The sequence below is a fragment of the Clostridia bacterium genome, from assembly GCA_024685775.1.
GTDB lineage: Bacteria > Bacillota > Clostridia > Christensenellales > CAG-1252 > CAG-1252.
Genome location: JAIKVL010000016.1, coordinates 14,875 through 36,872, shown reverse-complemented (window position 1 = coordinate 36,872; position 21,998 = coordinate 14,875). Strand labels below are relative to the sequence as shown.

General features: G+C 52.1%; 22 protein-coding genes. 18 read left to right on the top strand and 4 right to left on the bottom strand.

Annotated features, from left to right (window positions below):
* Nucleotides 1-42 precede the first annotated feature (42 nt).
* The 8 genes from K5753_03230 (at nucleotide 43) to K5753_03195 (ending at nucleotide 8,788) form a co-directional block, all read left to right on the top strand.
* Entirely contained in the window at nucleotides 43-1,029 is a 987-nt protein-coding gene (locus tag K5753_03230; GenBank protein MCR4726212.1) for a hypothetical protein, read from the top strand.
* On the top strand, nucleotides 1,026-1,691 hold the full coding sequence (locus K5753_03225; GenBank protein MCR4726211.1) for an ABC transporter ATP-binding protein: 666 nt from the start codon (nucleotides 1,026-1,028) through the stop codon (nucleotides 1,689-1,691). The genes K5753_03230 and K5753_03225 overlap by 4 nt, the downstream gene beginning before the upstream one ends.
* Nucleotides 1,672-2,802 carry a hypothetical protein gene (locus K5753_03220; protein ID MCR4726210.1) on the top strand — a complete coding sequence of 377 codons (1,131 nt, stop codon included), beginning with the start codon at nucleotides 1,672-1,674 and terminating at the stop codon, nucleotides 2,800-2,802. The genes K5753_03225 and K5753_03220 overlap by 20 nt, the downstream gene beginning before the upstream one ends.
* A complete protein-coding gene (locus tag K5753_03215; GenBank protein MCR4726209.1) occupies nucleotides 2,780-3,967 on the top strand; it encodes a hypothetical protein in 1,188 nt (395 codons plus the stop codon). Before K5753_03220 ends, K5753_03215 begins: the two co-directional genes overlap by 23 nt.
* A 62-nt stretch (nucleotides 3,968-4,029) precedes the next feature.
* On the top strand, nucleotides 4,030-4,635 hold the full coding sequence (locus K5753_03210; GenBank protein ID MCR4726208.1) for a TIGR04100 family radical SAM protein: 606 nt from the start codon (nucleotides 4,030-4,032) through the stop codon (nucleotides 4,633-4,635).
* Nucleotides 4,636-5,292: 657 nt separating this feature from the next.
* Entirely contained in the window at nucleotides 5,293-6,897 is a 1,605-nt protein-coding gene (locus K5753_03205) for a uracil-xanthine permease (GenBank protein MCR4726207.1), read from the top strand.
* Nucleotides 6,898-6,965: 68 nt separating this feature from the next.
* Complete coding sequence (upp, locus tag K5753_03200; protein MCR4726206.1) at nucleotides 6,966-7,604, top strand: uracil phosphoribosyltransferase; 639 nt, start codon at nucleotides 6,966-6,968, stop codon at nucleotides 7,602-7,604.
* 353 nt (nucleotides 7,605-7,957) lie between these two features.
* Nucleotides 7,958-8,788: an Mrp/NBP35 family ATP-binding protein gene (locus tag K5753_03195; GenBank protein MCR4726205.1), complete on the top strand. Its 831-nt coding sequence runs from the start codon at nucleotides 7,958-7,960 to the stop codon at nucleotides 8,786-8,788.
* A 63-nt stretch (nucleotides 8,789-8,851) separates the two neighbouring features.
* Here K5753_03195 and K5753_03190 read toward each other — a convergent pair whose 3' ends face one another.
* Nucleotides 8,852-9,127: an HU family DNA-binding protein gene (locus K5753_03190; protein MCR4726204.1), complete on the bottom strand. Its 276-nt coding sequence runs from the start codon at nucleotides 9,125-9,127 to the stop codon at nucleotides 8,852-8,854.
* A gap of 166 nt (nucleotides 9,128-9,293) precedes the next feature.
* On the opposite strand from K5753_03190, the gene K5753_03185 reads away from it, so the two are divergent.
* Complete coding sequence (locus K5753_03185; GenBank protein ID MCR4726203.1) at nucleotides 9,294-10,028, top strand: hypothetical protein; 735 nt, start codon at nucleotides 9,294-9,296, stop codon at nucleotides 10,026-10,028.
* Here the strand turns inward: K5753_03185 and K5753_03180 are convergent.
* Together K5753_03180 and K5753_03175 are read right to left on the bottom strand one after the other, a co-directional pair.
* Nucleotides 10,025-10,333, bottom strand: a complete 309-nt coding sequence (locus K5753_03180; protein ID MCR4726202.1) for an AzlD domain-containing protein — start codon at nucleotides 10,331-10,333, stop codon at nucleotides 10,025-10,027. The genes K5753_03185 and K5753_03180 overlap by 4 nt on opposite strands.
* Nucleotides 10,330-11,070, bottom strand: coding sequence for an AzlC family ABC transporter permease (locus K5753_03175; GenBank protein MCR4726201.1), 741 nt, complete (start codon nucleotides 11,068-11,070; stop codon nucleotides 10,330-10,332). The genes K5753_03180 and K5753_03175 overlap by 4 nt, the downstream gene beginning before the upstream one ends.
* Nucleotides 11,071-11,195: 125 nt before the next feature.
* On the opposite strand from K5753_03175, the gene K5753_03170 reads away from it, so the two are divergent.
* The 7 genes from K5753_03170 to K5753_03140 all read left to right on the top strand — a co-directional run bounded on the left by K5753_03170 (nucleotide 11,196) and on the right by K5753_03140 (nucleotide 17,955).
* Entirely contained in the window at nucleotides 11,196-12,116 is a 921-nt protein-coding gene (locus tag K5753_03170) for an endonuclease/exonuclease/phosphatase family protein (protein MCR4726200.1), read from the top strand.
* A gap of 129 nt (nucleotides 12,117-12,245) precedes the next feature.
* On the top strand, nucleotides 12,246-12,791 hold the full coding sequence (locus K5753_03165; GenBank protein MCR4726199.1) for an NADH peroxidase: 546 nt from the start codon (nucleotides 12,246-12,248) through the stop codon (nucleotides 12,789-12,791).
* 363 nt (nucleotides 12,792-13,154) lie between these two features.
* Nucleotides 13,155-14,249, top strand: a complete 1,095-nt coding sequence (locus K5753_03160) for a prohibitin family protein (protein MCR4726198.1) — start codon at nucleotides 13,155-13,157, stop codon at nucleotides 14,247-14,249.
* A 93-nt stretch (nucleotides 14,250-14,342) separates the two neighbouring features.
* Nucleotides 14,343-15,269: an endonuclease/exonuclease/phosphatase family protein gene (locus tag K5753_03155; GenBank protein MCR4726197.1), complete on the top strand. Its 927-nt coding sequence runs from the start codon at nucleotides 14,343-14,345 to the stop codon at nucleotides 15,267-15,269.
* A gap of 171 nt (nucleotides 15,270-15,440) precedes the next feature.
* On the top strand, nucleotides 15,441-16,169 hold the full coding sequence (locus K5753_03150; protein MCR4726196.1) for an NAD-dependent protein deacylase: 729 nt from the start codon (nucleotides 15,441-15,443) through the stop codon (nucleotides 16,167-16,169).
* 9 nt (nucleotides 16,170-16,178) lie between these two features.
* Complete coding sequence (locus K5753_03145) at nucleotides 16,179-17,291, top strand: endonuclease/exonuclease/phosphatase family protein (GenBank protein MCR4726195.1); 1,113 nt, start codon at nucleotides 16,179-16,181, stop codon at nucleotides 17,289-17,291.
* Between the two features lie 154 nt (nucleotides 17,292-17,445).
* Complete coding sequence (locus K5753_03140; GenBank protein ID MCR4726194.1) at nucleotides 17,446-17,955, top strand: hypothetical protein; 510 nt, start codon at nucleotides 17,446-17,448, stop codon at nucleotides 17,953-17,955.
* A 144-nt stretch (nucleotides 17,956-18,099) separates the two neighbouring features.
* On the opposite strand, the gene K5753_03135 is transcribed toward K5753_03140, so the two are convergent.
* On the bottom strand, nucleotides 18,100-19,266 hold the full coding sequence (locus K5753_03135) for a class I SAM-dependent rRNA methyltransferase (protein ID MCR4726193.1): 1,167 nt from the start codon (nucleotides 19,264-19,266) through the stop codon (nucleotides 18,100-18,102).
* A gap of 107 nt (nucleotides 19,267-19,373) precedes the next feature.
* Here K5753_03135 and K5753_03130 point away from each other — a divergent pair, with 107 nt between their 5' ends.
* Complete coding sequence (locus K5753_03130; GenBank protein MCR4726192.1) at nucleotides 19,374-20,777, top strand: MATE family efflux transporter; 1,404 nt, start codon at nucleotides 19,374-19,376, stop codon at nucleotides 20,775-20,777.
* Between the two features lie 84 nt (nucleotides 20,778-20,861).
* Nucleotides 20,862-21,986: a GTP-binding protein gene (locus K5753_03125; protein ID MCR4726191.1), complete on the top strand. Its 1,125-nt coding sequence runs from the start codon at nucleotides 20,862-20,864 to the stop codon at nucleotides 21,984-21,986.
* Nucleotides 21,987-21,998 lie beyond the last annotated feature (12 nt).

The window sequence follows — 21,998 nt, the reverse complement described above, 5'->3', positions numbered from 1 at the left end:
TTATATTGTAAACAGCACGGCGTTGGTGGTACAATTAGCGCAGTGAAACCGTTTGCAAAGAAATTCTTGATGATAGGAAGTTTTCTCGCGGTCGTGATCGCATTGACCGTCACGGTTCTTTTGCTGACTCGTCCCTCGAAGCCTAAGCCTGTCTTTCAGGGAAATCGCATCGAAGAAGCGGAGGAATACCGCGATTCGATCGAGGACTATGACGTCGCAACGTTCGATAATTATTCCGATTTTCAGCGTTCCGAATGGGCGAACGCAAAAACAAAAAGAAAGAACGAATCGCTGATGGAATCCTGCTATACCGAATCCTTTTTCGAAAAAAAGAAACTCGCGTTGATCGCGTTTTCTTTCGAGTATTCGGAAGTGGGATTCGAAATTTTGAGCGCAGAGGAGAAAGCGGGGATATTAAGCGTTTCCGTCATCGGAATCCGGCGCGTTTACGCGAAAAAAACACCCTCCACCTATTTCTTTTTCTATGAAACGGATCGCCCGTTGCCCGAAGAGTTTTCTTTCTCGATCGTCGCGAGTCGTTCGTCCGCCTCTTCTTCCTCGTGCTATGCGAAAAGCAACGATGAGTACGTCGTTTTCGAGGAAGAGGAAACGCCCGTCCTCTATCGGATAAGTTCCTATGAGGATGCGCGCGCCTTTGCGGAAGAGGAGAATTCGGTTTGGCTGTCGATGATTTTTATGATGGGATTACGAACGTTCGCAAAACAAAAAATTGAGCAAAGCGACGCCGTTATTCTTCGCTATAAAGGAAAGTCGGTCGACCTCTGCGGCATCTGTCTCGAAGGAGACGAATTGATCCTTTGGGAGGTCGAACGAGAGGCCTCTCGTTCGTTCGAAACGAGCAAAGCGCTTATGGTCCTCGTTCCGAAAGACGCGAAGATCAAGTCGTTACGCTATGAAAAATACAGACAAGAAAGCGATCCCGAACGCCGATCGGAAGCATGCGAATACACGCTCGTTCGAGAAGAGAGCGAAGGGAACGTGAAATACAAAACGGAGAAAATACGATGATCGAGATAACGGGAGTAAGCAAACAATACGGCGAATTTTTTGCGGTTCGGGACGTTTCTCTCGTCATAAAACAGGGCGAGTTTTTTATCATAACCGGTCGGTCGGGAAGCGGAAAAAGCACTTTGATGAAACTCGCGAGCGGATTGATGACTCCGACTTCGGGCGAAGTGTGCGCGGAAGGAACGCCGCTTTCCTCTCTTTCGGAGAAGAAGCTTTGCGCGTTTCGTAATCACGTCATCGGCTACGTCTTTCAAACGTTCGGATTGGAAGAAAACTTTACGGCGTTTGAAAACGTCGAGCTTCCGCTTGTGATCGCGGGCGTCAAAGCGAAAGAAAGGAAGAAGCGCGTGCTCGAAGTCGCCGAAACGGTGGGGTTGATCCCGTTTTTGCATAAACCGTCGCGAGTTCTTTCGGGCGGCGAAAAGCAGAGAGTCGCGATTGCGCGGGCGATCGTAAACAATCCGAAATATTTGTTCGCGGACGAGCCTTGCGGAAATTTGGACAGCGAGAATACCGCGGCGGTTCTGTCCCTTTTGAAAAAGCTGAACGAAGGGGGAATTACGATCGTTATGGTGACGCACGACGTAAGCCAACTGTCGCTCGCGACGCACAGCGTGGAACTGTCGGACGGGAAAATCATCTATGAAACGTTTTCTGATTAAAAAGTTTTCGGATAAAGATTTCGGTTTTTTCTTCCTGTTTTTTATCGGAGTGATCTTTTTTGCCGCCGTTTCGACGGTCGCTTTCGGACTGACCGCGGCGTTTTCTTCGGACGTCGAGGAATACCGCGAATGGTTTTCCTCGGGGTATGAAGTTAAGATCAACGATCCGACCTATTTACGCGATCTGAAAAAAGAGGGCGTTACTCTTTATGCGGATAATGAGAAAGGATTGAATTACGACGTAACGATCTCTTGCGGCGATCGCGCTGAGAATTTGGATTGTCTGCGGCGGGGAAAGGTCGTTTTGAATCTCGGAGAGAAAGGCTTGATGCTTCCCGATTTCCGAAAAGGGGACGTTTGGCTTTCGAACGATCTCTACGTCGCTCTCGGCTCTCCCGAGACGGGCGCGCCGATCTCTGTCGCGGGGATCAAGTGCCGATTGGCGGGAACCTATTATCAATCGAGAGAGGAAGAAGTCCTCTCGGAGCCCGTTATCATAGACGGTGAACTCGGATTCCGGACACTTATTTCGTCTCTCGCTCTACCGTCGGAAGTGACGGACTTTTCCTTCGTCTTGTATTCCGACGAGGCAAAAGTTTCGTCTTATACCGCGATCTTTACGGATATGGATCAAGCGCTTTCTTTCTGCGACAAAGTGAAAGATCCTTCGCGGTACGAGGACGAAAGGGGCGTGTTGGTTTATTATAAAGGGATGCGCTTTTTGCGAGGCGTTTTTATCCTGTTCGCCTGCTTCGCGGCGTTTTTGTGTTTGGTCTATTACGCGGTGACGCTTTCCGTTTATCTTCTTCGCAAAAAGTCCTCGTTCGAGGTCGCGCGCGCGTTCGGCGCGACGCGGGGGGATTTCGTTTTTTCCGTCTCCGCGTGTTTCTCTTTCGCGTCCCTTTTGGGCTCCGCATTCGGGTTTTTGGCGGCACTCGGGTTAAAGCGAGTCATTGATTTTTGGGCGAGCGAGATGATCGGAATGACGTTGCGTACGTACTCGCTTTTGGTTCTCTTCGGCTGGTTTTCCGCCGCTTCGATCCTCGCGATCGGAGTTTTGACGTTTGTTTTTTCTCGGAGGTTGCATCGTGACGATACGGTATTTTGCTGAAAAACAGTTGCGTCGCTATCCTTTGAAAAGCGCGGTCTATTTTGCGTTTTGCTTCTTTTTCGTCGCAGTCCTCGTTCTATTCGGAACGGCTTCCTTCTCTTTGCGGGAAGTGAAGCGAAACCTTTCGACGGATAATCCGATGGATTGCGTCGTCGTTTCTTCGGATTGCGGCGTGTCCCGATCCGAACTTGCTTCGCTGAAAAACGCGGAGTGGGTGGAAGAGCAGTTCCTCTCGGAATCGTTCGACGGAGAACTCCGTCTTTCGCCCGAACGGAAACTGAGCCTTAAATCTGTGTCGATCTTTTTTGTAAGAGAGGGTTTGCCGAAGAGGGCGGCAGATGCTTTTTCGAGGGAGAACGGGCGGTCGCCCATTCTTTACGGAAGGGATCTTCGCAGCGAAAGCGAGGTCGTTTTGGATGCTTCGATTTTGCGAAAAAGAGGCGTTCCCGAAAATGAGTTGTCCTCTTTTCTCGGCGCTTCCGTCGTCCGATTCCGATGGAATTATTTTACCATGGAATCCGAAGAGATCGCGGAGATGACGATCGTCGGGATCTGCGACTCGTCCTTTTCCGAGCAGATCGGAAGAAATGAGGTGCCTTGGCTCGTTATACGTGCTTCCGCTTCGAAGCGTGTTGCCGCTTATGAGGTTTATCCGAAGCGCGGGATGCTTCGCGCGGTCTACAACTCCCTTTTGAACGAATTCGGCGAAGATTCCGTTTGGGAATGGAGAGAGACGGGAGCGTCGAACGCGGATTTTTCGGGGTACGCCGCGCTTTTCGATCGCATTTTTATTTTCTTAGGGGTGATCCTTTCGGCGGCGTTCCTCGGCGTAACGATCTTTACCGTCGTCTTTTATACCGAAAAGCAAACGGAATTTCACGCGGTGGCGGCGGCGTTCGGCGCGCGTAAGCGAAATCTTCTTTTGTCGGAGATCCTGCTTTACGTCACATTGTTATTCTCAGCCGTTCTTCTCTCTTGTTTGGTTTCGGCGCTTCTGCAAAACGTCTTGTTGAATGTTTTGAGCGGATATTTCGAGGCTCCGCTCCGTTCGCTTCCCATCCCGAATCTTTTTGCGGTCGGCGGGATCGTTTTCGGCGTGTTTTCGGTTTGCGTCGCGGTGGGCGTTCCGCTCGGAACGCTTGCGGTCAAAAAGAGAAATCTTTGATTTCGTTGACAGGGCGCGCGCGGCGTTTTATACTGTATTATCATTGAAAAAGGATGATTTTTATGAATAACAGTATCTTGTACGAAGTTCATAACGGACTGTATGTCAATTTAACGAACAAGTGCCCGTGCGCTTGCGTCTTTTGCCTCAGAAACACGACGGAGACCGTCGGACGCTCCGATCGCCTGTGGCTCGAAAAGGAACCGACCGTCGAGGAGGTCGAAGCGGAATTCAAGCTCCGCGACCTCTCGAAGTACGAAGAGATCGTCTTCTGCGGTTTCGGCGAACCGACCGAGCGGCTGGACGCCCTGAAAGAGATTGCGGCGTTCCTCAAAGCGAATTACGATAAGCCGATTCGCGTCAACACGAACGGTCTCGGAGACCTCGTCAACGGAAGAAAGATCGCGAACGAACTCAAAGGACTCGTGGACGTCGTCTCGATCAGTCTGAACACGCCGAACGAGGATCGCTATATGGAAGAAGTCCGCCCGAAATTCGGAAAGGGTTCCTTCGCCGCGATGCTGTCCTTTGCGAGGGATTGCGCGAAAGTTTTGCCGAAAGTCGTCTTATCCACCGTCGACACGACGCTGACGAAAGAGGAAGAGGCGAAGTGCGCGGAGATCGCGAAGGAGATGGGAGCGGTTTATAGGATTCGCCCCTTTGAATAGGCGAGCGCATATAGCGGAAAAATTCTTTGTTTCTTGATTTCAAAACACGCAGTTACGTACAAAGGAGTACGCGCCTGCGTGTTTTTTATCGAGCCTCGAATTTTTCTCGCTCTCCGCGCTCGCCTGTGAAAGTCGAAGGGGCGCGATTGCTTTGTTTCTTGTTTTTAATCGCACGGTTAAATTCAAAACGTAATTCGGTGTTTGTCGGGAAGTCGCCGAGTATTTTTTCGCTCAAAGAAAAAAGGGAAGCGGATGAGAACCTTCCTTGCGTCAGGATGACGAAGAAGGAGAAGCCGAGCGTTGAGGGTAAGAGTACAAGGCGATCCCTCGGTTCCTCGGGATGACGAATATGAAAATACGGATGAGAACCTTCCTTGCGTCGGGCTGATGGATTGATTTACCGCGCGTCGCTTACAAGCGCAGGAACGCGCGCAAAAATTCCTTTTATTATAGATAATAAAAAATGTCGTTTCTCGTCGAAAAATCGCTTGACAGGGTTGTATGCCTATGTTACGATAGACGCAATAGAATCTTTAAGAGCGATACGGGATATCGACAAGATTTGGGTTAGGGATAAAGCGTCTTTCAGAACCTTGTCGAAGCGTGCTCGGCAAGGTTTTTTGTTTATCGGTTCGAATTTATTATGGAGGTATTCATATGAATAAAAACGGCCTTATCTATGACGTTGAAGACAAGCCTAAGTTCAGTAATCTGATCGTCTTCGCTCTTCAACAGGTCCTCGCCATCATCACGGCGACGATCGCGGTCCCGACCATCATCGGTCTTCCGACCCAGATCCCTGCGGCGATCCTCGGCGCGGGCGTGGGAACGATCGTCTACCTGCTCTTTACGAGATTTAAGAGCCCGGTCTTCCTCGGCAGCTCTTTCGCGTTTCTGAGCTCCTTGTTCGTCGCGACGACCTTCGGTTACTGCGGTATCTTGGTCGGGGCGATCTTCGCGGGTCTCGTCTACGTCGTGATCGCGATCGTGATCCACTTCGCGGGAACGAAATGGGTCTCCAAATTGATGCCTCCCGTCATCATCGGGCCGACGGTTGCTTTGATCGGTCTTTCTCTCGCGGGTAACGCGATCGGCGACCTTGTTAAAGCTTCCGGTTTCTATGCTCAGGAATATGCTCGCGTAGGCGGCGTCGAGGCGTTGATTAAAAACACCGCGACTTATAACCTCGTCGCGCTTCTCTGCGGTTTGGTCGCTTTCGCGGTCATCATCATCTGCTCTTCGCAAAAGAAATTCAAGTCGATGAAGCTCATTCCGTTCATCCTCGGTATTGCCGCCGGTTATGCGGTCGCTTCGATCTTCTCGATCTTCGGCTACGCTTGCAAATGCGATTACCTCAAAATCGTGAACTGGGACCCCCTTGTCGCGAATTTCGTCCAAAACGGTAAATTCGTCGGAATTACCGCGTTCTTGAATTATCCGCATTTCGGACTTATCGAAGCGATCAAAGAAATCGCGAATAAGGAAGCGGGAATCAGCGGCGCGAATCTTTTGAACTGGGCGGGCGTCGGCGAAGTCGCCATCGCGTTTATCCCCGTTGCGCTCGTCGTCTTCGCGGAGCACATTGCGGACCATAAGAACCTCGGTTCGATCATCGGTCGCGACCTCGTCGAGGGCGAACCCGGACTCGAAAAGACCCTCCTCGGCGACGGCGTCGGTTCCATCGCGGGTACCATCTTCGGTATCTGCCCGAACACGACCTACGGCGAATCCGTCGGTTGCGTGGCGATCACCAAGAACGCTTCCGTTCGCTCGATCCTCGTCGCGGCGATCATGTGCATCGTCCTGTCCTTCCTCAGCCCGATCATGGCGCTTCTCCAAACGATCCCGAACTGCGTTATGGGCGGCGTTTGCTTGACTTTGTACGGCTTCATCGCGGTCAGCGGTCTTAAAATGTTCAAAGAAGTCGATCTCGGCGACAATAAAAATCTCTTCACCGTTTCCGCGATCCTTATCGCGGGTATCGGCGGCTTGTCGGTTAAGATCCCATACGCTTTGAATGGCGACGGCTCCGTCGCGAAGACCATCACGATCACCGCGATCGCGACTGCGCTTCTCCTCGGCATCTGCGTCTATGCGCTTATGAACTTCATCGAGAAGAAGAACGCGACGATCGAAAACGCGGACGCGGATGAAAACGCTCCCGAAAGCTTGGTTGCGGGCGCGGTCGCTCCCGACGCTTCTTTCGAGCTTCAAGGCACCGAAAAAGAAGCGGCGGCGGAAGAAACCACCGATAAAGAATAATCGACGAAAATATTATTAAATGCTCTATGGGGGACTTCGGTCTCCCATACTGTCATAAAGGAGAGAATATGCAATTTCCGAAAAACGTAACGGTGTTCAATCACCCCTTGATCAATCACAAGATCGCCATTTTGAGAAATAAGTCGACCGGAATGAAAGAATTCCGCGAGCTCGTCGAAGAGATCACGACCCTTATGGCGTTCGAAAGCCTGAAAGACATCCCGACAACCGAAATCGACGTCGAGACCCCGCTCGAAACCTGCCGCCAAACGGTCGTTCAGGAAAAAAGCGTCGTCGTCGTCCCCGTGCTTCGCGCCGGACTCGGTATGGTGAACGGCATCCACACCCTTCTTCCTACCGCGAAGGTCGGTCATATCGGTCTTTACAGAAACGAGGAAACCTTGGAGCCCTGCGAATACTATTGCAAGCTTCCCGACGGGATCGAGAATAAGACCGTCATCGTCTTGGATCCGATGCTCGCCACGGGCGGCAGCGCGGTCGCCGCGATCAATATGCTCAAAGCCCGCGGTTGCAAGACGATCAAGCAAATGTCCATCATCGCCGCGCCGATCGGAGTGGAAACCCTCGCGAAGGCGCATCCGGACGTCCAGATCTACGTTGCGACCGTGGATCGCCAGCTCAATAATAACGGCTATATCCTTCCGGGGCTTGGGGATGCGGGGGATCGCTTGTTCGGCACGAAATAAATTTTGACTTCATATAAAGCCTCGTCTGCTGCGTTTACTGCCTTCGCCGCGACCGGTTACGTACAAGAAGTACGCGCTCGTCCGTCGGCTTGTCGAGCCTTGCATACGAAGCTTTCTTCGAAGTCAAATTCGAAAAAGATATCGCACGGGTCTGTACGAAAAAGTACGCGCCCGTGCGATTTTTTGTCGAGCCGCGTATCCGTATGCTCTCTCGGCGTCGCTTGGGCGGCAAACGACGATTTCCGTTTTAGTCGGTCGAGAGAAAAGAATCTTTGCATTATTTCGGAGAACTGCGGGCGAGAGGGGGGTTCTTCGTTTGACTTCGCGCGCGTTCGGTGATACTATATAGGGGCATGGAGGATACTATGGCTTGCGATCATAATTGTGAAAATTGCGGAGAGAATTGCTCCGAAAGATCGGGCGGCATCGAGAAAGAGCGCTTGCACGAGCTTGCGAAAGTTAAAAAGGTCATCGGCGTCATCAGCGGAAAGGGCGGCGTGGGAAAATCCCTCGTTACCTCTTTAATGGCGGTTGCCTGCCAAAGAAGAGGATATCGCGCCGCGATCTTGGATGCGGACGTAACGGGGCCTTCGATTCCGCGCGCGTTTGGGATCAAGGGGCGCGCCTACGGCGACGAGAGCGCGATCCTTCCGATGGAAAGCGCGTTCGGGACGCAGATCATGAGCGTCAACCTTTTGCTTGAAAACGAGACCGATCCCGTCGTCTGGCGCGGACCCGTCATCGCGGGAATGGTGAAGAATTTTTGGACGCAGGTCGTCTGGAAGGACGTGGACTTTATGTTCGTCGATATGCCCCCGGGCACGGGCGACGTTCCGCTGACCGTGATGCAGTCTTTGCCGCTTGCGGGCGTCATCGTCGTCACCACGCCGCAAGACCTCGTCGAGATGATCGTCAAAAAGGCGGTCAAGATGGCGGAGCTTTTGAAGATCCCCGTTCTCGGTTTCGTGGAAAATATGTCGTACTACAAATGCCCGAAATGCGGCGAGAAGCATCGTATTTTCGGAGAGAGCAAGGCGGAAAAGATCCGCAAAGAGACGGGCAAGATCGTCGAAGAGCTTCCGATCGATCCCGCAATCACCGCTCTTTCGGACGGAGGAAAGATCGAGCTTATCGAAGAGAACCTTTTGAACGCTCTTGCGGACGAAGTGGAAAAACTCCTTTAATTGAAAACGAATAAAAAAAGCCGCGCCGAAGCGCGGTTTTTTTTACGATTGGATCAGCGATTCTTACGCGTTGAAACTCTCTTTATAGGCCTTGCCGAATTTCAAGACGGGTTTCTTGCTTGCCGCAATTTGGATCTTCGCGCCGGTGGCGGGATTGATGCCTTCTTTCGCGGGGATGTCTTTGATCTCGAAGGAGCCGAAGCCGACGAGAGAAACTTTGTCACCGTTTTTAAGAGCTTCGGTAACCGCTTCAATAAAAGCATCCAACGCTTTCGCGGATTGCGCGCCCGTGAGTTCCGCTTTCGCGGCGATCGCTTTCACTAATTCGTTTTTCGTCATAAGTTATACCTCCCTAAGGGTTTTTTGTTATCGTTATTTTACCATACGAAAGCGCGCCTGTCAATACCCGACTTTTTCGGAAAAGATTTGTAAACGGCGAAAAAAATGATATATAATGAAAAAAATACGTGAAATCTTGCCCCAACGGGGCGAATCGGAGAATGAAATGAAAAGAAACGTTATGTTTACCGGAAGCTTGACCGCCGAAGAGCGCGCCACGGTGATCCGCTTTGCGATCGAGATCGGAAGTCGCGCGAAATGCGAAACGCGGTGCCTTTTGCGTCCGTTTACGATGGAACTCCTCGAAAAAGCCTTCCGCGAGCAAGAAGAAAAGATCACGGCGCGGCAAAAAGCCTATATCGAAAGCGCGAAGACGTTCGATCCCAAAACGGCTTCGCCGTATCTGAAAGATTTCCTCGGCGAAGTGACTCCCGAAAAGTACGGGAAGTACGTCGCCGATCTGATCCGCCAAGAAGAGGAGATCAAGGCGACGCTTCGCAAGAACTATTTCATTTCGGTGGATTACGCCTTTTTGACGAAAGAGGACGAAGCGTTTCATAACGCGCTTTCGCCGCGTGTGACTTTCGGCGACTCGAATTGGCTTCACGAGGAATGCGATTTCGCCCTGACGCGTGAGATCAAAGACGCGCTTCTCGATTCGTCGCTCGGATCCGACTCCGAAGCGGAGTTCCAAGATTACGGCAAGTTCTATATCGGGACGACGCCCGTCTATTACGAAGACCTCAAAGTTACGGCGGAGGACGGCGAAACCATTCTTTCCACCGTTACACACGAGGAAATACTGGACGTCTTTTTATGCGAAGACGATCTCAAACAGTTCGCGGATTTCGAACTTAACAAAGCGCGCAATCGGAAGATCGCAAAAAAACTATTGAGTTAAAACAAATAGCCCAGCCCGAGCGCGACGAGGAAGGAAATGGCTGCGACCGCCGCCATATTCAATTCGAAGAAACTCATCGCGAGCGCCGCCGCAGTCGCAATCGCCGCCGCGGGAATGCTCCCCGTCGAATAAATGACGTAGGGGAAGGTCAGCGCGGCGAGAACGGCGTAGGGCAGATAGAAAAGAAAGGATTTCCAAAAAGGGGACGTGATCTTTCGTTTGATGAAGACGAAGGGCAGAAAACGCGGGATCACGGTCGCCGCGAACATCAATAAAGCGGAAACGAGGAGGTAAGAGACGTTCATACGTTCGCCTCCTCTTTTGCTTTCTCGGGTTCGATCTCGTCTTGCTTTCTCGGGAAAAGGGCGGCGGCAAGGAAGGTCGCGGCGAGCGCGGCGAGAATGACGCGGAACCCCATCGGGATCCGATTCAGGACGGGCAGATAGTAAAGCGCGCAGGAAAGCGCGGCGGCGGAGAGGACGGAGAGCGCGATCCCGACTTCCTTTTTCATCGGGGGAAGGAAGATCGCGATATACATGCAGTAGATCGCGATGCCCGCCGCGGCGATCACGCTTTTCGGGAAAAGACCGCCCGAGAGATACCCCGCAAGCGTTCCGAGCTGCCAGCCGAGATAGGGAAGGGTCGAAAGCCCGAAGTAATAAGAAGGAGTCAGTTCGCCGCCCTTTTCGTTCGCGAGGGCGAAGACTTCGTCCGTCAAAAACAGACTCATCGCGAAACGCGTTTCGGGGAAGATGCGGACTTTGACTTGCTGGGAAAGGGAAAAACTCATCAGCGCGTAGCGCAGATTGATGATAAAGACGGCGAGAGAGAGTTCGAGATACCCCGCGCCGAGCCGAAGAAGTTCAAGCCCCGTAAACTGCCCCGCGGAAGTCAGATTGGTCGCGGAAAGGAGAGAGGCGAACCATAAGGGGAAGCTTTCTCTTCGCGCGGCTAAGCCGAACGTAAAAGAGACCGCGAGATACGCGATCGCGACTGGGATCCCCTTTTTCAGTCCGGCAAGATAGTTTTTTCTCGTTTCCATACGCTAAATATAGCACCGAGCGCCGCTTCTTCGCAAGCAAAAACAATTTATTCGGGCAAATGTTGACTTGTCGGGTTTGAATATTTATAATATCCACTTAGAGGGAATGAAAATTGACGAAACTTGTGACTTATATTATCAGCTACGTTTTGCTCGCGTTGCTCGTTATTGCGGCGGCGATCCTTTCTCCTTTGCAGTTTATGGGTTATTTCTCTTATAAAAGGATCCAAGCGGAAGCGAAAGCTCCCGCCTACGTCGAGGGCGCTCCGATCACTTTGATGTCCGCGAATATCCGCAGGCAGGAAAAACTCTTTTCCGGCGACAAGGCGGACACCGGCTCCCATCGCTGGTGGAAGAGGGCGAAGTACTTTCTCGAAAACGTCAAATCCGTAAAGCCCGATATCCTCGGCTGTCAAGAAGTCCAGCCGAAGCAGTATGAATTCCTCTCGGATCATTTGCGCGGATACCGCTCCGTCGTCACCTATCGGGACAAGCGCAAGGGCGCGTCGGAGAGTTGCCCGATCTTTTATAACGCGAAGCGTTTCTCGCTTTTGGAATCCGGGACGTTTTGGCTTTCCGAAACTCCCGCGAAGATGAGCAAGAGTTGGGGGAGCGCGCATTATCGCATTTGCACCTTCGTCGTCTTGAAAGATAAGGACGGGACGGTTTTCTCCGTCTATAACACCCACCCGGATTGGGATTGCGCGGAAGCCCGCGTCAAGCAGATCGAGGTCATCGCGAAGAAGGTCAAAGAAAAAGGCGGAAAAGCGATCGTTCTCGGCGATTTGAATTCGGTCAAAGGGACGGAAAACGGCGACGCCGCTCTTTCGAGTTTGGAAGACATTTTGAAGGACAGCAAGGATTTTAACGGCGGCGTTTCTTACGGCGACACCTTTAACGATTACGGCGGTTCCGAGCGTCTCCCGCTCGATTATATTTATTTGCCCGCAGACGCGAACGTCCTTTCCGTCGGAAAGGTGGATAAAGTCTATGACGGCGTCTATCCGAGCGACCATTTCCCGATTTTCGCAAAGATCAAGTTTTGAGAAAAACGCGATCGTTCTATAAAGTTGCATCTTGCAATACCATCCGAAAAGTGATATAATAATTGTTAAGTTCGACCGAGAGGATATTCTCTTTTTCCGTCGAATAATTTACGATAAGGAGAGATAACAATGGCTAAATGGATTTGTCCCGTATGCGGTTACGTTCACGAAGGGGATACAGCTCCCGAATTCTGCCCCGTTTGCAAAGTCCCGGGCAGTAAGTTTAACAAACAGGAAGGCGAGGCGATGACTTGGGCGGCGGAGCACGTCCTCGGCGTTGCGAAGGGTTGCCCGAAGGATATTTACGACGGCTTGAAGTCCAACTTCGAAGGCGAGTGCAGCGAGGTCGGTATGTATCTCGCGATGGCTCGCGTCGCCTACCGTGAGGGCTATCCCGAGATCGGCGCTTACTGGGAGAAGGCGGCTTGGGAGGAAGCGGAGCACGCGGCTAAGTTCGCGGAGCTTCTCGGCGAAGTCCTGACCGATAGCACGAAAAAGAACCTTCAAATGCGCGTGGACGCGGAGAACGGCGCCACCAAAGGCAAGTTCGAGCTTGCGAAGAGGGCGAAAGAGGAAAACCTCGACGCCATCCACGACACCGTCCACGAGATGGCTCGCGACGAAGCCCGTCACGGCAAGGCGTTTGCTGGATTGCTCGCTCGCTATTTCAAATAAGAGCGCGTATAGCGGCGCATACATTTCGACGCAAAGAGTCGCAGTTACGTACGAATCCGTACGCTCTGCGGCTCTTTTTCGTTGCGCTGCGTCTTTGCACACGCTCTTACACGGGAGACAGGATCGAACAAACGCGAATCTGCTCTGTTTTCGGTTTCAAAGCCGAGCGGTTTCGTTCGAATCGGTATGTGCCTGTGCGTTTTTTTTGTGTTCAAAAATTTTTTCTTAAAGACAGCGAAGGAAGGGAATTCGGAGCGCCCTTGCGATTTGTTCGTTAAAGTTGACAGGTCGGGAAACGGTCGATTATAATGATTCCAACGTATGCGCTTTCTCGAAACACGGAGAAAGCATTCGGAGGTTACTATGGTTGCATTTATTTTCGGTTTGATTTTTTTGATCGTGGGCGGCGCGGTCGGAACGATGATGATCTTCTCTACCAAAAGAGTGGTCAGAGCGAGCGGCTCCGGAGCCGATCACGTCTATCCCTATCGTAAGTTTGCACCGATCGCGTACGGCGTGGGCGTCGTCCTTTTCGCGATCCTCATCGTCGTGGCTTGCACGACCACGGTCAGCACGGGGCATACCGGCGTCGCGACGAAGTTCGGTCAGGTTCAGGAATACACGCTGGACAGCGGTTTGCACGGCAAAGCGCCTTGGATCACGGTCGTGGAAATGGATAACCGCATTCAAAAGCGCACGGTGGATATGGAATGCTTCTCGTCGGACATCCAAGAGGTCAAGTGCAGATACACTTTGAACTATCAGATCTCCAAGCAGAACGCGCAGACGATCTATAAGACGATCGGCAAAGACTACTATGAAAACGTCATCTCGCCGAACGTCGCGAAGTCGGTCAAAACCGTCGTCGCGCAGTACACGGCGGAGACCCTCGTCGGAAACCGCGATCAGCTCGCGGGCGAGATCGAGGTCGCGCTTCGCGCCGCGCTCGTCCCCTATAATATCGAACTCGTCGGGACTTCGATCGAAGACCTCGATTTCGCGAGCAACTTTACGAACGCCGTCGAAGAAAAGCAAGTCGCGGTCCAGAATAAGCTGAAAGCCGTCACCGAGCAAGAGCAGAAGACGATCGAGGAGCAGCAACAGGCGGAGCGCGCGAAGATCAAAGCTACGGCGGACGCGGAAGTCGCGCAGATCCAAGCGCAGGCGGATATGGAAGTCGCGCAGATCGGGGCGGACAGCGCCGAGTATCAGGGAAAGAAAGAAGCGTCGATCGCGATGCAAAGGCTTGCGAGTATCAACGGTTGGACGGTCGTTACGAACGAGACTTCGGGGATCAACGAACTCTATAAACCGGACGGCACGAAAGTCACGGCGGAAGAACTCGCCGTCGGAAGCGCGAATTTGATCAAGTATTATTACACGACGGCTTGGAACGGAATCTTGCCCGAAACCTACGTCGGAGACGACAGCGCAAGCACGATCATCCTCGGCAAATAATTCTCCGATTTTCTCTCCGCGCCGCGCTCGATCGGTGCCTGTTGACAGAAAGCGGGGAGAGGGGTATAATGGAATCGTTTGGAGGATTTTATCGTGAAAACCGCTATTATCATCGTTTTATGCGTTTTGATCGTTTGTATCGTAGGCTGCATGGCGGCGCTCGGCGCGACGGGGTATTATTCCTATAAGTCGATCGCGGAGACCGTCAAAGCGCCCGAACGTCCGTCGGACGGCTCGATCGTCTTTATGAGCGCGAATATTCGCAGGAAAGAACCTTTCATCGTGTTCAAAAAAGAAGATCTCGGCAATCACCGCTGGTGGAAGCGCGCCGAATTCTATTTGAAGAATATCGCCGAGGTTTCCCCGGATATCCTCGGCGTTCAGGAAGCGCAACCCGAGCAATACGAGTTTTTGAAAGATCGTTTGGAAGGGTATGAAAGCGTCATCGGATATCGCGATAAAAAAGGCGCGAAGAGCGAGGCTTGCCCGATCTTCTATAACGCGTCTCGCTTTACCCTCGTCGACGGCGGGATCTTTTGGCTGACCGACACGCCGAACGTGATGAGCAAGAGAGAGGGGTCGATTCAATATCGCATCGCCACTTTCGCGAAACTCAAAGAGAACGCAACGGGGCTTGTGATCGCCGTCTATAACGCGCACCCCGATTGGACGCCGCTCGACGCGCGCAAAGAAGAGATCAAGGTCCTCGCTGCGCACGCCCAAGCGTCCGACGCGGATAAAGTCGTCGTCCTCGGCGATCTGAATTCGGATAAGACCACGGAAGACGGAAGCGATTCCCTCGCCGCGTTGGAAGCCTTTTTGAAGGACAGCACGACGTTCCCCGGAATGTCGAATTACGGGATCACCTATCAAGGTTACGGTTTGAAAGAAGGCGAGTGGCTCGATTATATTTATCTGTCCGACAGCGCGACGGTTCTTTCCGTCGGAAAGGTGGATAAGATCTACGACGGCGTCTATCCGAGCGATCACTTCCCGATCTATGCGAAAGTGAAGTTTTGATCGGGCGATCCGCAGATAATAAAGATAACGAAAGAAACGGCGAAATAATTCGCCGTTTTTTCGTCTGTCGATCGCGCTTTTCCGAGTTCCGTCGCGGCTTGCGCCCGCCGATCGGCGCGCGACGAAAAATCCCCTCTTGAAAAACGATTCGTTTAATGATATAGTAAATATATGAACGAAAACGCGATCGAAAAATTGCAGGAAATGATCGACGGTGGCAAACGCATCGTCTTTTTCGGCGGCGCGGGCGTCAGCACCGAAAGCGGGATCCCCGATTTCCGCTCCAAGGACGGGCTTTATAATCAAAAATACAAGTTTCCGCCCGAATATATGCTTTCGCACGATTGTTTCGAAGAGCGTACGGAAGATTTTTTCGAGTTTTACCGCGATAAAATGATCTCGTACGAAGCGAAGCCGAACGCGGCGCATACCTTTCTCGCGCGCCTCGAAGAAGCGGGGAAGCTCGAAGCGGTCGTCACGCAGAATATCGACGGGCTTCACTACGCCGCGGGGAATAAGAAGGTCTACGAACTGCACGGGTCCGTGCTTCGCAATTATTGCACGCGTTGCGGAAAATTTTACGGCGTGGATTTCATCAAAGCTTCGAAAGGCGTCCCGAAATGCGAATGCGGCGGGGTCGTCAAACCCGACGTCGTTTTATACGGAGAAGGATTGGACGACGCGACCGTTCGCGGAGCGATCCGCGCGATAGCGAATGCGGACGTTCTTTTGATCGCGGGGACTTCGCTCTCCGTCTATCCCGCGAGTTCGTTTATCGACTTTTTCAGGGGCGATAAGGTTGCGGTCATCAATCTCGGCGAAGGCGAGAGGCGCGTTTCCGGCGCGCTTTATATAAACGCGAAGGTCGGCGAAACGCTCGACAAAATCAAGATCCGATAGGAGGAAACTATGGCAAAAGAAAAAAGAAAAAAAAGAAAAACCGTTCTCGGCAGGATCATTAAGTTCATCTTGGTCCTCGTCTTAGTCGTCGTTATCATTGCGGTCGGCTATTTCGCCTATCTTTTGATCGACTATTCCCGCATCGCGGATAATCTCGCGCTGACTCCCTCGGGAACGGCGGCGAACGCGGAAGTCCAAACGGGGACGAGCTACACCGTCGTTACGCAGAATCTCGGTTTCGGCGCGTACGAGCAGGATTACACTTTCTTTATGGACGGCGGCAAAGAGTCTTGGGCGCGCTCCAAGGACGCCGCGAAGAACAATATCAAAGCCGGATGCGACACGGCGAACGGATTCAATCCGGACTTCATCCTTTTCCAAGAAGTGGACTTCGATTCGACGAGGAGCTACCACGTGGATCAAAGCAAGATTATCGAAGAGTACTTCAAAAATTATAGCTTTACCGAAGCGGTCAACTTCCATTCTTCGTTCTTGATGTATCCGATCATTAAGCCGCACGGCATCGCGAACAGCGAGATTATGACCCTTTCGCGTTACACGATCACCGCGGGCGTTCGCCGTTCGCTTCCGATCTCGAAAGGGATCTCCAAGTTCGTCGATCTCGACCGCTGCTATTCCAAGAGCCGCGTTCGCGTCGCGGGAGGCAAAGAGCTCGTCCTCTATAACGTCCACCTTTCGGCGTACGGCGGCAGCGACGAGATCCGCACTGGGCAAATGACGATGCTTTTCGAAGATATGAAAGGCGAGTATGACAATGGCAATTACTGCGTCTGCGGCGGCGACTTCAACCACGATTTTACGGGAACTTCGACGCAGGATCTGAACGGCGGCGAGGCGGCTTCCTTCGGGTGGGCGCAACCGTTCCCCGCGGATATCCTGAGCCGTTACGCGGGGTTGAGCCGTTGCACCGACTATGCGGGCGAGCAGTTGAAACCGACCTGCCGCAACTGCGACGTTCCCTATGAAGAGGGCAACTTCACGATCATCGTGGACGGCTTCCTCGTCTCGGCGAACGTTACTTGTAATTCCGTTCAAAACTATTACACGCAGTTCACCTATTCCGACCATTGCCCGGTCATTATGGAATTCACGTTGAACTGAGAATTTCGACCCTTAAACGTTAAGAAGCCCGCTTTGCAAAACTGCCGAGCGGGCTTTTTCTCTGTAAAAACCATATTGACATTTCTGTAAAGATTTTGATAATATAGAGTAACCGCGAAACGCGCAGGCATAAAATCGAACGAAAGGAGGGCGTATGGGAAAAAAGATTATTTGTATTTTATTGCTTATTGTGATTTGTGCGCTTTTAAGTCTGATGGGCGTATCCGCGTATGAAAACAGGTATTTCGCGGTCCTTTTGGACGGCGGTTACGAAGTCGAAGAATCATTTGCGGAAAATAACAAGGTCGGTTACGGACAATATGATGAGAACGGAGTCATTCGGTATTACGATAAGGAAGGGATTGAGCGCCCCAAAGAGATTGTTCGCGTTATAAACAGCGAGAAAGACGCGAAAGGTGTCTTCTCGCGTTTTTCGGAAAAGATTGATTACAAAAACGAGATGCTTATCATATATGTTTTTATGTCGATCAGTCCTCGGCAATGCAAAGTCCGAAAAACAAAAAAGGAAAACAACGTGGTTTACGTCGAGTTGCGATATCAGAGAAAAAAATTTGTTTACGACACAACGAGTCCGCAACAAATGATTTTCGTTATCAAAATGAAAAAAACGGAAGCGAAAGAGTTTCGGATTAAAGTAGATTGAGTGAATTAAGGCTAAGTGCATTTATATTGAATATGCGAAATGGATCGGGCGATACGCCGCGTTCTTTTGAGTAAGATAAAACAGCCCGCTCGGTATAATTCCGAGCGGGCTGTTTTATGGATTCGAGATGCGTTGCGCGCCGAATCAGCGGCACTTGATCAGCGCGGCGGCTTTGAGATACAAGGCTTCGTCCAGACCGAGGACGGACGCGTGATCGGGCGACTGCGTCCGAATCTCCGCGAGTTTGACTTTGACGCCCGCACGGGTCGCCGCTTCTTCCGCCATTTTAAGGAAGAGGGGAAGGGTCAGGTGCTGACTGCAACTGCAAGTAAAGAGGACGCCTCCGTCCGACAAGAGTTTTAAGGCGAGGGAATTGACGTCGAGATAGCCTTTGTAGCCCGCTTGGACGGTGTCCGTCGTCTTGGTAAAGGCGGGTGGGTCCAAGATGATGAGGTCGAATTTTTCGCCTTGTTTTTTATATTCGCGCAAAAGTTCGAAGACGTCCGCTTTGATGGGTTTTACGTTTGTAAAGCCGTTCAAAGCGGCGTTCTCTTCGACTTTTTCGAGCGCCGTCTCGCTGACGTCCGCGGCGAGGACTTCCTTCGCGCCTGCGCTCGCCGCGTTCAGGGCGAAGCCGCCTTGATTGGTGAAGAGATCGAGGACGCGCCTTCCTTTTGCGTAGGCGCGGATCGCCGCGCGGTTTTGTTTTTGATCCAAAAAGTAACCGGTCTTTTGCCCGTTTTCGAGATCGATTTTGAGTTTCAGTCCGTTCTCGGTGATCGTCAGCTCGGGATCGAGCGCGCCGTAGAGGACGCCTTTCGTTTGGCAGAGTCCTTCCTTTTCGCGGACGGGGGAATCGCTTCGCTCGTATATGCAGGCGGGGGAGAAAACCTCTCGCAGGACTTTGACGATCGTTTCTTTGTTCTTTTCCATTCCGAGGGAGAGGAATTGGACGGAAAGGTGATCCGCGTACTTATCCACGATAAGCCCCGGTAAGCCGTCGTTCTCCGAAAAGACCGCGCGGTAGTTATCCGAAAACCCGAGGGCTTCGCGCTCCGCTTTCGCTTTTTCTATGCGCACGCGGAAAAAGTCTTCGTTCGGCTCGACGAATTCTTTCGATAAAAAGCGAACGAGGATCTTGGACGCATGGCAGATGAACCCGAATCCGATGCTTTTTCCGCCGTCCGAGACGACTTCGCAGACCGAGCCTTGGTCGCCTTTCCCCGAGACGCTTTGCACCTCGTTCGCATAGATCCAAGGATGGTTTTCCGCCTTTTTTTCTTTTCCTTTTTTGAGTTTCACGACGTACATTTTACTTTCCTCACTTCCTTTCCATAGTAGCATTGCGAGAGGAAAAAATCAAGATTTTCCGCTCCGTATTTGACAGGGGGTTCGAAAGGAATTACAATGTTTCCGTTATGAAACTCGCGTTTTCGAAAAAGGGAATGGATATGACGGTCGGGCGGCTTCTTCCGAAGCTCCTCGCTTTTTCCGTTCCGCTCGCGCTTTCGGGCGTTTTGCAGCTCCTTTTCAACGCGGTCGACCTCATCGTCATCGGGAATTTTTCGGCGACCAAAGTCGTCTCGCTCGCCGCGGTCAGTTCGAATAACTCCCTGATCAATCTGTTCGTAAACGTCGCGATCGGCGTCTCGCTCGGCGTAAACGTCGTTATGGCGCAGGCGATCGGGGAGGGTAACAAGGAAAAAGCCGAACGCACCGTTCATACTTCGATGTTGCTTTCCCTTTTTATCGGCGTCGGGATCATGCTGGTCGGCGTCTTCGGCGCGCGGCAGTTTCTTATTTGGATGCAGGCGAATCCCGACGTCATCGACAAGGCGCACACCTATCTTTTCATCTATTTCTTCGGTTCTCCCGCGAATATCGTCTATAACTTCGGCGCGGCGCTTCTTCGCGCAAAAGGGGACACGCGCCGCCCGCTCCTCTATCTGACGATCGCGGGATTTATCAACGTCGGCTTGAATATGATCTTCGTGATCTTCGCGAAGATGGACGTCTCGGGCGTCGCGCTCGCGACGGTGATCTCGCAGTACGTCTCCGCCGTGCTCGTCGTCCTGACCTTGATGAAGGAGACGGGCGAGCTTCGCCTCGTCCTCAAAAAACTTCGGATCCATAAAGAGGAGCTTGGGCTCATCCTTCGGGTCGGTCTTCCGTCCGGCGTTTTGTCTTCTTTTTTCTCGATCGCGAACGTCATCATCCAATCCGCGATGAACGGTTTTTCCGCCGCCGAGATCGCGGGGAATGCGACGGGCGTCTCGATCGAAGCGTTTATCTACACTTCGATGAACGCCGTCTCGGGAACGGCTTCGACTTTCTCGGGGCAGAACTTCGGCGCGGGTAAGTATCAACGCATCAAAAAGGTCATGTGGAATTGCATTATGATCGAAGCGATCCTCGGCATTTTGGTCGGCGCGCTGTTTATGCTTCTTCGCCATAACCTCGCTTCTCTTTACACGTCCGAAGAGGAAGTCATCGCGATCGCGGGGCGCAGGATGATGGTGATTCTGCCGTTTTACTTCGTCTGCGGCGTCGTCGAAGTCCTCGTCGGCTGTATGCGCGGAATGAATTATTCCGTTCTGCCGACCGTCGCGTCCTTTCTTTCGATCTGCGTCTACCGCATCGTGTGGGTCTTTACGGCGTTTCGGATTCATCGGACGATGTTTCTTTTATGGCTTTCCTATCCGATCAGTTGGATCATCAATTTCGCGATCGACGCCGTTATGATCGTCTTCGTCTATCAAGCCGTCCGAAAGAAGAGGGAAGCCGTCGGCGAGAGCGGCGAAAGCCTAAGGGCGGACGAGTAGCGGATTTCCTGCGTCACTTCGTTTTACTTTGCGGAAGATTTGCGCTATAATGATAGCGAAAAAAAGAAAAGGAGATACGAAAAAATGCAACAAAAAATCGTTCCTATTACTTTATTGACCGGTTACCTCGGCGCGGGAAAGACCACGCTTTTGAATCACGTTTTGAATAACCAAAAAGGCTATCACGTCGCCGTCATCGTAAACGACATCGGCGAAGTCAATATCGACGCGAGCTTACTCGCCGCGGGCGGCGTCGTCCAAGAGAAAGACAGCAGCCTCGTCCCGCTTCAAAACGGCTGTATCTGCTGCACCTTGAAAGAAGACCTCATCAAGCAGATCGGTGAGCTCGTCCTCTCGGGCAAATTCGATTATATTCTGATCGAAGCGAGCGGGATCTGCGAGCCCGTGCCGATTGTCCAGACCATCGAATACATCGCTGAGAACACCAAACGCTGCGATATGACGGTCAAACTCGATAACGTCGTCTCCGTCGTGGACGCGGCGCGCCTCGCCGAAGAGTTCGCGGGCGGCAAGAGCCTTATGAAAGAGGACATTGAGGACGACGACATCGAAAACCTCATCATCCAGCAAGTCGAATTCTGCAATAAGATCATTATCAACAAGACCGACCTCGTCTCGGCGGAGCAGCTGAAAGAGGTCGAAGCCGTGATCCGCGCGCTCCAACCCGAAGCCGAGCTGATCGAAGCGGTCAAAGGCGAAGTTCCTCTCGATAAGATCCTCGGAACGAACGCCTTCGATTTCGACGTCGCTTCCCGCTCCGCCGCTTGGATCAAAGGACTCGAAGAGATTGAAGAAGAGGAAGAGCCCGAAGGCGAAGTCCTCGAATACAATATTTCGACGTTCGTCTATAAGCGCAGAGCCAAATTCGACACGAAGAAATTCATCGACTGGGCGAATAACGCCTATCCGAAGACGATCATTCGCTCGAAGGGCGTCGTCTGGATCTCGCGCGACAGCCAAAATATGTATATGTTCGAGCAGGCGGGCAGCCAAAAGAGCCTCGTGAACGCGGGGCCGTGGGTCGCCTCGCTCTCCAAAGCCGAGCAGCAGGAGATCCTCTTGATGGCTCCCGAAGTCGCCGCCGAGTGGGACGAGACCTTCGGCGATAAGATGATCAAACTCGTTTTCATCGGAAAGGATATGGATCGCGCGGCGATCGAAGCGGAGCTCGATTCGATGCTGAAATAATAAAAAATCGAA

What these genes read in the sequence shown, in the direction of transcription:
- K5753_03225 (MCR4726211.1), top strand. Translation starts at nt 1,026, where the DNA reads ATGATCGAGATAACGGGAGTAAGCAAACAATACGGCGAATTTTTTGCG.
- K5753_03220 (MCR4726210.1), top strand. Translation starts at nt 1,672, where the DNA reads ATGAAACGTTTTCTGATTAAAAAGTTTTCGGATAAAGATTTCGGTTTT.
- K5753_03210 (MCR4726208.1), top strand. Translation starts at nt 4,030, where the DNA reads ATGAATAACAGTATCTTGTACGAAGTTCATAACGGACTGTATGTCAAT.
- K5753_03205 (MCR4726207.1), top strand. Translation starts at nt 5,293, where the DNA reads ATGAATAAAAACGGCCTTATCTATGACGTTGAAGACAAGCCTAAGTTC.
- upp (MCR4726206.1), top strand. Translation starts at nt 6,966, where the DNA reads ATGCAATTTCCGAAAAACGTAACGGTGTTCAATCACCCCTTGATCAAT.
- K5753_03195 (MCR4726205.1), top strand. Translation starts at nt 7,958, where the DNA reads ATGGAGGATACTATGGCTTGCGATCATAATTGTGAAAATTGCGGAGAG.
- K5753_03190 (MCR4726204.1), bottom strand. Translation starts at nt 9,127, where the DNA reads ATGACGAAAAACGAATTAGTGAAAGCGATCGCCGCGAAAGCGGAACTC.
- K5753_03185 (MCR4726203.1), top strand. Translation starts at nt 9,294, where the DNA reads ATGAAAAGAAACGTTATGTTTACCGGAAGCTTGACCGCCGAAGAGCGC.
- K5753_03180 (MCR4726202.1), bottom strand. Translation starts at nt 10,333, where the DNA reads ATGAACGTCTCTTACCTCCTCGTTTCCGCTTTATTGATGTTCGCGGCG.
- K5753_03175 (MCR4726201.1), bottom strand. Translation starts at nt 11,070, where the DNA reads ATGGAAACGAGAAAAAACTATCTTGCCGGACTGAAAAAGGGGATCCCA.
- K5753_03165 (MCR4726199.1), top strand. Translation starts at nt 12,246, where the DNA reads ATGGCTAAATGGATTTGTCCCGTATGCGGTTACGTTCACGAAGGGGAT.
- K5753_03160 (MCR4726198.1), top strand. Translation starts at nt 13,155, where the DNA reads ATGGTTGCATTTATTTTCGGTTTGATTTTTTTGATCGTGGGCGGCGCG.
- K5753_03150 (MCR4726196.1), top strand. Translation starts at nt 15,441, where the DNA reads ATGAACGAAAACGCGATCGAAAAATTGCAGGAAATGATCGACGGTGGC.
- K5753_03145 (MCR4726195.1), top strand. Translation starts at nt 16,179, where the DNA reads ATGGCAAAAGAAAAAAGAAAAAAAAGAAAAACCGTTCTCGGCAGGATC.
- K5753_03140 (MCR4726194.1), top strand. Translation starts at nt 17,446, where the DNA reads ATGGGAAAAAAGATTATTTGTATTTTATTGCTTATTGTGATTTGTGCG.
- K5753_03135 (MCR4726193.1), bottom strand. Translation starts at nt 19,266, where the DNA reads ATGTACGTCGTGAAACTCAAAAAAGGAAAAGAAAAAAAGGCGGAAAAC.
- K5753_03130 (MCR4726192.1), top strand. Translation starts at nt 19,374, where the DNA reads ATGAAACTCGCGTTTTCGAAAAAGGGAATGGATATGACGGTCGGGCGG.
- K5753_03125 (MCR4726191.1), top strand. Translation starts at nt 20,862, where the DNA reads ATGCAACAAAAAATCGTTCCTATTACTTTATTGACCGGTTACCTCGGC.